This window comes from Fibrobacter sp. (genome assembly GCF_017551775.1).
Taxonomy (GTDB): domain Bacteria; phylum Fibrobacterota; class Fibrobacteria; order Fibrobacterales; family Fibrobacteraceae; genus Fibrobacter.
The window spans coordinates 1-13510 of record NZ_JAFZKX010000029.1; the positions used below are offsets into that span (position 1 = coordinate 1).

Here is a 13510-nt window from a genome sequence, read left to right on the forward strand (position 1 = left end):
ATCTCCGTAATCAAGTTACTGGCACAATGGTTGATCCGCGCGACGGGCGCGAATATAGAACGGTAGGCATTGGAGACCATATGTGGATGCAAGAAGATTTGGCATACAACACCAACAATACCGCAAATCTTTATACGTGGACACAAGCGATGGGAGGCCTTCCCGATTCGCTTGACGAAGGCGATTATTTAAACAGCTATATTCAAGGAATTTGTCCAGATGGATGGCGAGTGATGTCATATAGCGATGCCGGGGAACTTTCCGACTATTTTAGAGCGCTGAGTAACGGCGGATATCAATTTGAAGAAAAATGCTATGTCGGAAAAACGGGATGGAAATACGATGACAGGACCTACCCTGAGTTCTTTAAAGGACCAGATTGCATGAATACAGACTTCACCGCTAAAAACATTTCAATTACCACCATAACATCAAAGGAAAACGATAAGGGGCATGTGGCGGGATTGTGGATATCTGGAGCAAAGCCCAAGAAGGGAGCCGCACTGATAATAGAGAATGCAGTCTACACGGGGCAAATTTCGTATTCATTCAGTAAATCCGCCTATTATGACTTTTCATCTTACCTGTCTATCCGGTGCGTAAAAAATGAAGAGCGGGAAATAGTATATAAAACGGCGAAGGACGCTCCTATATACACTACACATAGATAGCTCTATAGTTTTTGCTCATTATCCCTTCTACGTTTTACTACCTTTCTATCCGGAAAAAATTAAACCCAAATTCATGGATCATACTATGAGCATCAAAGATTACCTCGCCGGCGCCAAGATGGCCGGTTCCGTCCAGAAACTCATGACACCGGGCCTCGCCGTGGAATTCATCCAACCGTGGTACACCCCGCTTTCCACGACGCCCTCCACCACGGGTATCGCCGTGGGCGGTATCGGCTCTACGTTTACGGCAACACCTGCCGGCACAACTCCCGTGATGAACGTGATGCCGGGCGTGCAGGTCCGCACCGAAAAGCCCGCCGACCTCCGCTTCAACAACTTCTTCTTCCGCGAATCCGTGATTGGCGCCAAGGCCGCCCTCGAAATCGGCGACTTCGCCGGCTTCACGCAGATGCTCGCCAAGTACCCGCTCGTGGACGCCAAGGGCGAAGCACTCTTTACCGCCGCTGAACTTGCCGACAAGAAGAAGGCCGAGGCCAAGCTCAACAAGGCCATCGCCGAAAAGGATTTCTTCAAGAACAACAAGGCCGCCTTCGAACGCTGGCACATCGAATGGAGCGACCGCACCGCCGCCCTCCTGAACAAGGCCGGTGCAGAACTCAACCGCAGCGCCGTCATCGACTTCTTCAACGGCGTCGTCGGCGAAAAGATTGCCCGCCAGGGCGCCCTCACCGCCGCCTGGGCAGACGACAAGGAATTCCTGGGCCAAGAAGGCTACGATGCCGCCAAGATGCAGTATAGCGCCCTCTACCCGGTGAGCGAAACCAAGTACGAAGGCAAGGGCGTGCAGATTGTGAAGACCCAGTCCAGCTACGTGACTCCGGGTGACGAACGCCTCTCCAGCCTCCCCGTGAACGCCACCGTGTTCACTCTCGAAAACACCACCAAGGAAGTCCGCGAAGTGACCATCGTACAGGTGCAGGACTGCATCGCCGGCTACATGGCCAAGAAGGACCGCCAAGGCGTGCAGGACTCGAGCTTCGTGCTCGTGCCGTCGGCCCGCTTCCCGAAGGGTGTCAAGTTCAGCAAGACTGCAAGCGACGGACGCGAAGTGCGCGGCCTGCAGTTCTACAACGAGAAGGCTCTCGCCGAAAGCGACTTCAACGGTTGCATGGGTGTTTCCGTTGCCTGGAACAAGAAGGATAACCTGAACGTCTCCGTGAAGCCGATGTTCTACCAGGACGACGCCGCCTCCGTGCTGAAGGGCGCTCTCCGTAGCGGCCGCGTCAGCGAATCCTGGGTCAAGAACGTCTACAGCGGCCGCGAAACGATGGCCGGTGCCGTCGCCGTGACCGTGGTTTTGAAGCCCAAGCAGAAGGTCAGCTTCCAGTTCAACCTGGTGCTCGACTTCCCCGAAATCAAGCTGAACAAGCTCACTTCCGCCAAGAAGTACACCGCCTTCTACCCCGAAGCATTCGGCCGCGTAGAAGCCATGCTCGACGAAGCCCTCTCCGCCGACAAGAACTTCGACGCCCGCCTCAAGGCCTTTGAAAACCTCGTGCCGAAAAAGGCCGTCGCCAAGATTTACAAGACTGCCGCCAAGCAGAACGAATTCAAGAGCCTCGCCATCAACACGCTCAGCTTCCTCGCCGAAGCCACCGTGTGGGACAAGGACGACCGCTTCCTCGTTCGCGAATGCGCCGACTATCCGTTCTTCAACTCGCTGGACGTCTACTTCTACGGTAGTTTCAGCCTCATGGCCCTCATGCCGCGCCTTGACGGCGTGGTGATGAAGCGCTTCGGTGACGCCATCCTCGCGGTGAACAACAACCGCCGCCGTCACCACGAATACGTGAACCATCCGTTCGCCGACCTCCCGGATCCGAAACTCGAAGGCCCGCGCGCCGTGCGTGGCGCCGTGATTCACGACCTCGGAAGCCCCTTCGATGCCGAACCGGATGCCTACGACTGGCACAACGTGAAGGAATGGAAGGATCTCGCCCCGAAGTACGTGCTGATGGTTCTCCGCCACTTCCACAAGACGCAGGACATGCAGAACCTGCAGGACTGCAAGGAAGCCGTCTATGCCGCAATGGAATACCTCGAGAAGATGGTGAACGAAGGCGAAAACTTCCCGCTCACCCACGGTACTGACGATACGTTTGACAACCTCTCCAGCCACGGCATTTCCGTGTACTGCGGTAGCCTCTGGATTGCCGGCCTCCGTGCTGCGGCCAAGATTGCCGAACTCCTCGGCGACAAGGCCCAGGCCGACATTTGGAACGCCAAGGCCGACTCCGCCAACAAGGAATTCGACGAAGCCCTGTGGGACGAAGCCGAAGGTTACTACCACTTCTTCGTGACTCCGATGGAAGCCAAGGACATCGTTGCCGACAAGCTCCCGAAACTGGCTGATGCCATCAAGGAAACTCTCGTCATTGACGGTAACGACGTGAAGGCCGCCCTCAAGGCTATCAACGAATGGCTCAACTCCGGCGAAATTCCGAGCGACGTGGAACTTTCCAAGAACGAACTCCGCGGCCTCAAGAAGGCATGGCTCACCGCCCAGTGCAAGGAAGCCTTTACCGCCAGCTGGAACGCCAAGATCGCCAACGACTGCGACGACGTCTTCGCCGACACGATGCTCGCCGACACCTACCTCCGCCTCCTCGGCCTGAAGCCGATCAGCGACGAAAAGAAGGCCAAGGCGAACCTGCTCCGCGTATTCAACACGAACTACAAGGCCAACAGCCCGCTCATCGGTGCCGCAAACCTTGTCCGCAAGGATGGTTCTCCGCTCGATGAATTCAACTTCCAGGCTCACGACGTATGGATCGGCATCCAGTACAGCATCATGACCGCCATGATGTTCCACGGCCTCGAGAAGGAAGCTGCCGTCATGGGCGATTCCATGATCCGCAACCTCTACGACGAAGCCCGCATCCCGTTCGCCGCACCGGAAGGATTCAACGGCTCCTGCCGCCTGCACCCGGAAGCGCTCGTGAAGGCTTTCGGCCTGAGCGCTACCGCCGCCGACAAGATGCACAAGGAACTCCTGAAGAAGGGCGCCCTCCTTGCCGACAGCCGCATCAGCCCGAAGCTCCCCCGCAATCTGCCCGCCTTCGTGAAGGCCTTCGGCGCCATTGCCAAGAGCAACAAGGTTGAGGCGAGCGCGCTGTTCATGCTGCTCCACAGCACGGCTCTGAAGTACACCGCCGGCAAATACTTCCGCCCCGGCATGGTGTTCGCTCTGCTGTATTAAGACCGCTCGTGCTTAATCTGAGCAACGCCCAGTTAATACTGGGCGTTTGTTGTTCACGAAAAGTAAATAGCGGCTTGACTTCGGCTGTTTTATCCTCAAGCTTAAAAGGGGCGCCCCTCGCGGAGCGCCCCTTACTCTTCATAGGAGAAAAAAAGTTCTATTACACTCTTTATTCGGGTTCTTTCAGCGGAATAGCTTCACTTTGTTCAAGAACCACATAGTTCAGGCTGGAATAGCGGGCATTCAGCGTAAATTTCACGGTCGCCACGCACATGCAATCGTATGTCACGGAGTTATTCCGAGCGACTTCAATATGTATAGTATCGCCGGCAAGGTCGACCGAAACCATTCTCGGAGACTTGAGCTGATCCATGAAAGCAACAGCCTCGTCTTCATCGCAAGGGATTCTAAAGTAGTCGTTCACCAAGATATTGACAGAATCCGCAGTTACAGACTTGGATGCATAAGGCACCTGCACATCCTTGGGAGTATCCGGCGTATCCACGAAATCAGAGTCCCCCGCTTCCACGGCAACATCCATCAAGTACTCGAAAGAAACGTTTCTCGGAATCACGGAAACATCACTGCGATCTCTCTCCGACGAAGACGATTCCGGATCCGGCTGAATATAGTGTGAGCTGCCTTTCTGCGAACTGCTGCTCAAATCCAATTCTTCATACGACGAACTTGAAACTTCACCGGCCAAACGCTCAGACGAACTCCATTCAAAATCGTTCGTCATTTCAGATGAGCAAGGTGTAACATCCACATTCGCAACGGACGAACTGGAATTATTCGCAATCGGGTTGGAATTGGGGTCTATAGTCCCGCCCGCCAATTTTTCTCCGGAGCAAGCAAACAGGAACACCAACAGGAAAGCGCCCGAAACAGATGCAAACTTTTTAAGCATGACAAGGCTCCTTTATCTTGTCCGTGACTGGGAAAAACTGAAAGTTCATTCGGAAAACCTGGTTCTGGTCATTGTATTCGTTCGCTATGGAGAGGATTTTCTTGCAGCAGGCATCTATTTCTGCAATAATCCTCTTGTTCGCTTCTTCATTCACGCTGAGCGTAATCCCTGCGAAATAGCGTTCGCTCGGAGAATAACGGTCGACGGCACGGGCCGCCATGTTGGCCATCTCCTTGTGCATGGCTCGGATCGCGATGGGCAAAGCCTCCTTCGAGCCGATGACGGTCTGCTCCGTCTGTGAATAGACCTTGTCACCATCCTTCTTCAAGAATCCGGCCTTGAGCAAGAAGTTCAAAATGTCACGGACTTCCTCAGCAGACACGTGCTCCTTGCATTCTTCGGCGATATCGCGCGGGCAAGCCCCCGGCATCATCGGGATAAGTTCCCTCAATACGGGATACTTCCAAGATTCATAATACTGGAAGGCATCCCCATCGACAACGCGCACCTTGTGTTCCAGTGCAATCCTCTGCATTTCAAGGAGCGCAGTCTTCTTGACAGAATCCTTTTCGGCATTGCAGAATGTAACGAGTTCATAGAAATAATCTTCCTCGAATCCAACAAGCCCCATCGACCTAGCCACAGAAATAGCCTTGACCTTCGAGAGCTTGCTCTGGCCCATGCAAACAAGTTTAAGGAAATTTGGAGAAGAAAAACCGGCACTCTTGCAGAATTCACGCCACGAGAACGCACCCAGACGCTTGCGTTCATCGTAATAATCTTGCAAATACAGGTGGTAGTCCTTATATTCGAGAATCGACTTCATATACGGGAATATACTTTTTTTGACAAAGTAAGTCAACAAGCCCTATTATACAAAATTTGAATTTTTGCGCTATTTAAATCATTTTTAAGATAAATATAAAAAGCACATCAACTCATATAATACATATTGTATAATATAGAAAATCATCACCATCGCCTTAGTCCTACCACGGAGCAATTTTTACGGTCTCGATTCTAGGCACACAAAGGAAAATCCCCCGCATCGGCGAGGGACTTCTTGTGTTTCAAGTTCCGGTTGTACTTTGTCTTGTCGCGGACAACCCTAGTCCGTAACGTGGCTCCGTTCTGGGAGCCGTCTATGCGGAGCATGCGCATTACATCGCTTTCTTTGGCATCGGCAACCTTGCCGACCGCCTTGCACTTGTGTCTAGCCATAGGGGCCTCCTTGAGTGACAAATATAAATATTTATATTTTATGTAAATAATCCTAAAAAGGAGAATACCTTGAAAAAGCTTTTCGCTCTTGCCATCACAGCGACATTATTAATCGCTTGCGGTGACGACAATCCTTCTGAACCAGATACCGAATTGTCTTCTTCCGAGGAAGTAAACCTCAGTTCGTCTTCCAAAGAGCCTGGTTCTTCATCCGAAGGGCAAGAAAAGCGCAACTCTTCTTCTAGCAACCAAGAAGTAAATTCTTCTAGCGATACAAACATCTCTAGTTCTAGCATCGGTTCTTCGGAATCCAAAGCAGAATCATCATCTTCTTCAAATGCAACAGAATCCTCGTCTTCCATAAATATTGAAATCCCTTCTGTATTTGGAGACGACAAATTAGTCTTAAAAGAAATTCCAACATTCGGCGAGTTAGATGGCAAGCCCTATTTTTATACGACACAATCCAGATGCACCTATAAAAATGGCATATTCTCCATCACGCCCTATACATCTGAATACGCATACTTTTACAACATTTCAAATGACACGCTAACATTTAACTATGTTAAATCAGAAAAAGTTCTTTTAGGGACATATGAAGATTCAAAGCTAAAAGAAACTCTTCTCGGCCCAAACAAATCTATCGAAGGCCAATGGGAAAAGCTCTGCTATTTCAACCTAAATGGCGACTATTCTAATTGTGAACAAAGCTATTCCTTCATTATTTCAAAAGATACCATCTATATTGTTTATACAGTTTCACACGACGCTGATTATGAAATTTTCAGGCTTATTGAAAAAATCACGCATTCTCAATTGGGAATATTCGACGAGATGTCTCAAGCAGAACGTTCTGCAAAGTATGCGGAAAAAGGAATTTCAATCGATTCTTCTAGTTCAAAGAAACTGATTCAAATCAATAACACAAATACCTTATCTATTGACGAATTAACTTTTAAAGTTAAAAACAACGAAACAAACTCATTAAAACTCGTAATATCGAATAGCACAAAAGAATGTACCTTGACACAAGAATACACGCCTATCAAATCATCTAAATATTGTTCCGAAGAATACCTTCCCTATCTCCAAATTGATGATTTTGATGGCTACGTTTCTTCGTATGGGATAAGCAACGAAGAAGAATTTGACACTTGCTTAGAGAGCCTCTTGAATTGACAATCGATATTGCAGATAGAATTCGCCGTCATGGGTTCAAGCGCCTGCTGCTTGCGGTTTCGGGCGGTCTCGATTCTATTTGTCTGGCACATTACTTTATCAAAAATCGCGAAGCGCTCGGGATTGAATGGCTAGGAATTGCGCATGTGCATCACGGATTGCGCGAAGGCACTGCCGACCGCGACGCCCAATTTGTCGAAGCATTCGCCAAGTCGCACGGCATTCCGTTTTTCTTGAAGAAGCTGGATGGCAATGCGCTAAAAACTGCGGAGGGTTCACTCGAAGAGAACGCGAGGGATGCGAGGTACGAAGCGCTGATGGGTATTGCTGAGGCCAACAAATGCGCAATTGTAACCGCGCACCATGCAGGCGACCAGGCGGAAACGATGTACATGCGGCTCCGGCGCGGAACGACGCTTGCAGGCATGAGAGGTATTCAAGCCCTTCGACAAAATATCTACCGGCCGTTTCTGGACATCACCCGCGAAGAACTGCTCGCCTACGCCCGAGAAAACGGTCTCGAATGGTGCGAAGACGAAAGCAATGCCGACGTAAAATTCGCCCGCAACTTCATCCGGCACGATGCTCTTCCCCACCTCGAAGAAACATGCCCCGGCGCGACAATGCAACTCTGCCGCATCGCCGGACTTGCGGACAGGGCTTATGCGAAAGTGATGGAGGCTTGTGAGAGAGTTTTTAGCCCGGCTTTGCGGACGGAAAATGCTGATGCTGATCTTCATCAGCATGACATGAAGGGCGACAATCAGCATGACACCGTCGCCGGGATGACACAGTACATTTCCCTGAACAAGAAGGCGCTCCGGAAGATGCTCCTGGAACATGCCGACTCCGACCTTTCCGAAATGTTCCGCCTGTGGCTATCGGAACAGGGGCTCCGCTTCCCCATCGCCTTCTTCTACGGCCCCAAAGAGCCCGCACATATCAAAATCCCCCATCGGGCAGCCTACCGCAGGCGTTCTATCGTGAAAAATGGCCATACTGTCCGAATTTGCGCATTTGAAAGCGCTGAAGCGGCCCTAAAATTTGTATCTTGCGAGAGTAAAGAAAAAGGATACTAATGAGTCAAGCGAAAAAGCCTGTCACCCCCTTAAAGAACAAAAATTTCATCATTGTTCTTATCATGCTTGTCCTGCTCTTCGTGATGCTTCCGCTCACGGGGCAAGATAAGGTGCAAGACATGACGCGCACGGAATTCCTCGCCATGATGGGGGATTCCTCTAAGGTCATTACCGAACTTACCCTCCAGAAGACCCCCGACGGCATCATCATCGAGGGTGCCTACAAGATGTCTCCCGAAGAACTCGCCGAGGCTGCGAAGAGCAAGAGCGCCATCGCCCGCTTCACGCACACCGACAACACGGGTGACACGCGCAAGTTCTCGAGCCACATGCTCGAAATCAGCAACGAGCAGATTACCGCATGGGAAATGTTCAAGGGCGTCAAGGTCAAGATTATCCATGAATCGACCACGTGGATTGAGACCATCATGAGTTTCCTCCCCGTCATTCTCCTTATCGCCTTCTTCTGGATCATGACGAGCCGCCAGATGGGTGGCGGCGGCAAGAACCCGTTCAGCTTCGGCAAGAGCCAGGCGAAAATCCTCAGCACCGACCCGAAGAAGAAGACCACGTTCAACGACGTGGCGGGCTGTGACGAGGCCAAGCAGGACCTTCAGGAACTCGTGGAATTCCTCAAGGCCCCGAAAAAGTATGACGAACTCGGCGGACGCATTCCGAAGGGAGCTTTGCTCGTCGGGCCTCCGGGTACCGGTAAAACTCTCCTCGCCCGTGCAGTTGCGGGTGAAGCCGGCGTACCGTTCTTCAGCATGTCTGGTTCCGACTTCGTGGAAATGTTCGTGGGCGTGGGCGCAAGCCGCGTGCGCGACCTCTTCGAGACTGGCAAGAAGAATGCCCCGTGCATCCTGTTTATCGACGAAATCGACGCCGTGGGTCGCCAGCGTGGCGCAGGCCTCGGCGGCGGACACGACGAACGTGAACAGACATTGAACCAGTTGCTCGTCGAGATGGACGGCTTCGCTGCAAACGAAGGCGTCATCCTGATTGCGGCCACCAACCGCCCCGACGTTCTCGACAAGGCGCTCCTGCGTCCGGGACGTTTCGACCGCCAGATCGTGGTGGGCCTCCCCGACCTCAAGGGCCGTGAAGAAATTTTGAAGGTGCATTTGAAGAAGAGAAAGGTCCCGCTCGACAAGGACGTGGACGTCTCTGCCATCGCGAAGGGCACTCCGGGCCTCGCCGGTGCCGACCTCGAGAATCTCGTGAACGAGGCCGCCCTCCTCGCCGCCAGGTTCAACAACAAGAAGGTCACGATGCTCGACTTCGAGGAAGCCCGCGACAAGCTCAGCATGGGTGCCGAGCGCCGCACGCTCCTCATGACCGACGAAGAGAAGCGCCATACGGCCTACCACGAAGCGGGCCACGCCCTCATGACGCTCCTGTGCAAGCACTCCGACCCGCTCCACAAGATTACGATTATCCCGCGCGGCCGCGCCCTCGGCATCACGATGAGCCTGCCCGAACGCGACCAGGTGAGCTACAGCCGCGAATACGCCGAAGAACGCATCATGATCATGATGTCGGGCCGTCTCGCCGAACTAATCTTCTTCAACCACCAGAGCACCGGTGCCAGCAACGACATCCAGCGCGCTACCGAACTTGCCCGCAAGATGGTCACGGAATGGGGCTTCGACGAAGAAATCGGGCCGGTATGCTACAGCCGCGCCGATGGTGAAGTGTTCCTCGGCCGCGAAATTTCCAAGCCCAAGGAAATGTCCGAGATGATGGCCGAAAAAATCGACAACGCCATCAACAACCTCATCAAGCGCATGGATCAGGCCGCCCGCAAGCTCCTCGAAGAGAACAAGGACAAGCTCATCGACCTCGCCGAAGCGCTGTTTGAATTCGAAGTACTCGACCGCGAAGAAATCGACAAGGTCATGGCGGGCGAAAAGCTCACCGGCACCAAGAAGAGCCGCCAGTACCAGGCTCTCGAAGAAATGGCCGAGAAGAAAAAGAAAGAAGAAACTCCCCCGCCCGACCCGGGCAGGCAACCGCCTATCGCCCCTGTGGCCGCCGGGACTCCCGTAGTCTCGAAGCCCGAAACCGCGGGCATTTCTTCTGTAGACATTCCACCTGAGGAACCGCAAGCCTAATGCTCAAGGATATATTCGAAAAGACACGTTCTAACCCATGGAAAATCGGCGACGATGTTATCGACTGCGCAACACCGCTCGTAATGGGTATAGTCAACACGACTCCAGACAGTTTTTTCGACGGCGGCAAGCACAACACCCCCGAAGCTGCCTACGAGCATTCAATAATGCTCCTAGAACAGGGCGCAACCATCCTCGACATCGGCGGTGAAAGCAGCAGGCCCGGTTCGGCGCCCGTAAGCGAACAAGAAGAACTCGACCGCGTCTGCCCCGTAGTGGAAGCCCTCGCCCAGATGGCAAGCATTTCCGACGACCTCGAGAACCCGGGCAACCGCAAGTTCTACATCTCGGTCGATACGGTCAAGTCGAAAGTCGCCCGTGAATGCATGCGCCTCGGCGCCCACATCATCAACGACATCAGCGCCTGCTCCATGGATCCGGACATGCTCTCTACCGTGGCAGCAACCGGAGCAAGCGTCGTGCTCAACCACATGCGCGGCTCCTTCGGCAACATGCAGAACGATTTCAAGCCCTACGCAGACGTGGTGGAAGAGGTAAAAAGCGAACTTTTCGCCCAGGTGGACAAGCTCCTTGCCCTGGGTGTCGAAAAAGCGAAGATTTGCATCGATCCCGGAATCGGGTTCGGCAAGACCGTGCAGGACAACATCGACCTGATGAAGGCCACCGACGTGTTCGCAGAGACGGGCTACCCCGTGCTCATCGGGACATCCCGCAAGTCCTACATCGGGAAGATGCCGGGGCTCGAAAAGAGCGACAGGCTCATCCCGACGGTCACCGCAGGCATTGTCGCAGCCATCGGCGGGGCTTCCGTCATCCGCGTGCACGATGTCCGCGAGGCAAAAGAATCTATACTTTACCTGGAGGCCCTGAAGTCCAATGGTACTGTTTAAACTCTTCGACGTCATCGATGTCCGCATGGCCGACATCCTGGACATCCTCCTGGTGTCCATAATCCTGTATTACGTGTTCCTGCTGTTCAGGGGCACCCGCGCCGTGCAGATGATCGTGGGCGGCCTCCTCCTGATTGTCGCGTGGCTCATTGCGCAATGGTGGGAACTGCGAAGCATCACGTGGCTGCTCAGTAACCTGACGGGTATCGGTATCGTGGCTTTGGTGATTTTGTTCCAGCCCGAAATCCGAAGCGCCCTTACCCGTATCGGCCAGATGATAAGCCGAGCGGACCTGCGGCAGCTCTTCTTCCACTCCAGCGGCCTCGACGAAGTGACTGAATCCATTACATCGGCAGTGCAAGACCTCGCAAAGAACCGCGTGGGTGCGCTCATCGTGCTCGAAAAACGCGTGGGGCTTCGCAACTACGAAGAGACCGGTGAAATATTGAACGCCCGCATCAGTTCCCGACTGCTCCGCGCTTTGTTCTTCCCGAATTCCGCACTTCACGATGGTGCCGTGCTCCTCAACAGCCAGCGCATCGTCGCCGCAGGGTGCATCCTCCCCATGCCCACGGGTAACGCCGAAGGCGATGCGGGCTACGGCATGCGCCACCGCGCAGCAAAGGCTCTCGCTGCCGAATGCGACGCCATGGTCATCGTCGTCTCCGAAGAAACGGGCGGCATCTCCATCGCCTACAGGAACAGCCTGCGCCGCAAGCTTTCCATCAAGGAACTGGAAGCCGAAATCAAGCGCCATTGGGCGGAACTCTACCACGAAGAAACTGCCACCGCCGAAAAAATCCAGGTGGACGAATAGTCCCATTCCGCGCAGGTAAGCAAATCCATAAAATTTTCAACTGGCAACACAGAGTACTATGAGCACGAACGAAAAAGAAGAAAAAAAGACCACAGACACGCAAAACAAGGAAAACAAGAGAAAGAAGAAGAACATTGCCGTTCTGGTAATCATGTTCCTTTTGCTGCTGTGCCTTTTCATAGTGCAGTGCCAGCTCGACAAGATGAAGCAGGAAGCCCTGCAAAAGCAACAGGAAACCGAACTCGAGGCAAGACAGAAGTATATCCTCGACAGCCTGCGCCGCATCGAGAAGATGAAGGCGGACAGCCTCGCCGAAGCGGCCCGCGTCGCCGACAGCCTCGCACAGGATTCCATGCGCCTTGCCGATTCCCTCCGCGTCGCAGACAGCCTCGCCTCGCTCAAGCCCGAGATAAACAAGGACAGCCTGCGCCATGTGCGCGATAGCATCAAGCACGTACGCGACAGCGTCGCCGCCGCCGACAAGGCCCGCAACGATTCCCTCGCGGCAGTCGCCGACAGCCTCGCAAAACTCGAAAAAGCCCGCCTCGATTCCCTCGAAAAGAAGCGCGTGCAGGACAGCATCCGAGCCGCCGACCAGACGCCCCCAGGAGCCGAAATCGTACCGCCCGCAGGCCGCTACTACGACCCCATCAAGCTGAAAGTCAAGTGCGACGAAATCAAGTGCAAGACATTCCTTTCCATCGGTGACACGCTCAACCCGCAAGAGGCGGGCAAGGCAGTGGAATACAACAAGACCGGCAGCGTGTTCTTCTACGCCGAAGACTCGGTCGGAAACCGCACCCCGTGGGAAGAAGCCAAGTATGACATGGCATCGGACAACATCTGCGGGAAGCACGCCTACCCCGTTCCCGTCGGCGGAAAGACGGTTTGCGTGGACGCCTACGAATACCCGAACGAACCCGACGCCAACCCGCGCGACATGGTGAGCCAGGAACAGGCGGTGGAACTCTGCCAGCAGGCAGGCAAGCACCTGTGCACCATCGACGAATGGCAGGCGGCATGCCGCGGCAAGGACAAGACGCGCTTCTCCTATGGCGACAGCTACAAGCAGAACAAGTGCAACACGAACACCAAGGCCATGAAGCGCAGCGGGCGCAAGGAACAGTGCCGCAGCTGGTACGGCATGTACGACATGAACGGAAACCTGTGGGAATGGACTTCGACCGCAAGCAAGGACCACCCGAACATGTTCTTGGTGGCTGGCGGCGCATGGAACACGAACAACGAAAGCAAGTGCACCGACAACAAGTTCAGCTTCTATCCGCAGAACCAGTACCCGAGCGTCGGGTTTAGATGCTGCAAGTGACCTTCAGGTCATGCTGACGAATGTCAGCATCAGATATAAACATTTTGACCCTGTC

The 13510-nt window shown here is 53.7% G+C and carries 11 protein-coding genes; 8 read left to right on the plus strand and 3 right to left on the minus strand.

The window, feature by feature from the left end:
• A partial coding sequence (locus tag IK012_RS03410; protein ID WP_290950511.1) for an FISUMP domain-containing protein occupies positions 1 to 671 on the plus strand: 671 nt, incomplete at its 5' end.
• Between the two features lie 85 nt (positions 672 to 756).
• Positions 757 to 3894, plus strand: coding sequence for a GH116 family glycosyl hydrolase (locus IK012_RS03415; RefSeq protein ID WP_290950512.1), 3138 nt, complete (start codon positions 757 to 759; stop codon positions 3892 to 3894).
• 169 nt (positions 3895 to 4063) lie between these two features.
• Here IK012_RS03415 and IK012_RS03420 read toward each other — a convergent pair whose 3' ends face one another.
• The 3 genes from IK012_RS03420 to IK012_RS03430 form a co-directional block, all read right to left on the minus strand.
• Entirely contained in the window at positions 4064 to 4804 is a 741-nt protein-coding gene (locus IK012_RS03420; protein ID WP_290950515.1) for a hypothetical protein, read from the minus strand.
• On the minus strand, positions 4797 to 5630 hold the full coding sequence (locus IK012_RS03425) for a TIGR02147 family protein (protein ID WP_290950517.1): 834 nt from the start codon (positions 5628 to 5630) through the stop codon (positions 4797 to 4799). The genes IK012_RS03420 and IK012_RS03425 overlap by 8 nt, the downstream gene beginning before the upstream one ends.
• 194 nt (positions 5631 to 5824) lie before the next feature.
• Positions 5825 to 6025, minus strand: a complete 201-nt coding sequence (locus tag IK012_RS03430; protein ID WP_290950520.1) for a hypothetical protein — start codon at positions 6023 to 6025, stop codon at positions 5825 to 5827.
• Positions 6026 to 6094: 69 nt separating this feature from the next.
• Here IK012_RS03430 and IK012_RS03435 point away from each other — a divergent pair, with 69 nt between their 5' ends.
• The 6 genes from IK012_RS03435 (at position 6095) to IK012_RS03460 (ending at position 13455) form a co-directional block, all read left to right on the plus strand.
• Positions 6095 to 7207: a hypothetical protein gene (locus IK012_RS03435; RefSeq protein ID WP_290950523.1), complete on the plus strand. Its 1113-nt coding sequence runs from the start codon at positions 6095 to 6097 to the stop codon at positions 7205 to 7207.
• Complete coding sequence (gene tilS, locus IK012_RS03440; protein ID WP_290950533.1) at positions 7204 to 8286, plus strand: tRNA lysidine(34) synthetase TilS; 1083 nt, start codon at positions 7204 to 7206, stop codon at positions 8284 to 8286. Before IK012_RS03435 ends, tilS begins: the two co-directional genes overlap by 4 nt.
• A gap of 62 nt (positions 8287 to 8348) precedes the next feature.
• Complete coding sequence (ftsH, locus tag IK012_RS03445) at positions 8349 to 10400, plus strand: ATP-dependent zinc metalloprotease FtsH (protein WP_290950536.1); 2052 nt, start codon at positions 8349 to 8351, stop codon at positions 10398 to 10400.
• Positions 10400 to 11311: a dihydropteroate synthase gene (folP, locus tag IK012_RS03450; protein ID WP_290950539.1), complete on the plus strand. Its 912-nt coding sequence runs from the start codon at positions 10400 to 10402 to the stop codon at positions 11309 to 11311. The genes ftsH and folP overlap by 1 nt, the downstream gene beginning before the upstream one ends.
• On the plus strand, positions 11298 to 12128 hold the full coding sequence (cdaA, locus tag IK012_RS03455) for a diadenylate cyclase CdaA (RefSeq protein ID WP_173378241.1): 831 nt from the start codon (positions 11298 to 11300) through the stop codon (positions 12126 to 12128). The genes folP and cdaA overlap by 14 nt, the downstream gene beginning before the upstream one ends.
• Before the next feature lie 58 nt (positions 12129 to 12186).
• On the plus strand, positions 12187 to 13455 hold the full coding sequence (locus tag IK012_RS03460) for an SUMF1/EgtB/PvdO family nonheme iron enzyme (RefSeq protein WP_290950543.1): 1269 nt from the start codon (positions 12187 to 12189) through the stop codon (positions 13453 to 13455).
• Positions 13456 to 13510 lie beyond the last annotated feature (55 nt).

Coding starts and splice junctions, on each gene's coding strand:
- IK012_RS03420 (WP_290950515.1), bottom strand. CDS start 4,804: ATGCTTAAAAAGTTTGCATCTGTTTCGGGCGCTTTCCTGTTGGTGTTC.
- folP (WP_290950539.1), top strand. CDS start 10,400: ATGCTCAAGGATATATTCGAAAAGACACGTTCTAACCCATGGAAAATC.
- ftsH (WP_290950536.1), top strand. CDS start 8,349: ATGCTTGTCCTGCTCTTCGTGATGCTTCCGCTCACGGGGCAAGATAAG.
- IK012_RS03425 (WP_290950517.1), bottom strand. CDS start 5,630: ATGAAGTCGATTCTCGAATATAAGGACTACCACCTGTATTTGCAAGAT.
- IK012_RS03430 (WP_290950520.1), bottom strand. CDS start 6,025: ATGGCTAGACACAAGTGCAAGGCGGTCGGCAAGGTTGCCGATGCCAAA.
- IK012_RS03460 (WP_290950543.1), top strand. CDS start 12,187: ATGAGCACGAACGAAAAAGAAGAAAAAAAGACCACAGACACGCAAAAC.
- cdaA (WP_173378241.1), top strand. CDS start 11,298: ATGGTACTGTTTAAACTCTTCGACGTCATCGATGTCCGCATGGCCGAC.
- IK012_RS03415 (WP_290950512.1), top strand. CDS start 757: ATGAGCATCAAAGATTACCTCGCCGGCGCCAAGATGGCCGGTTCCGTC.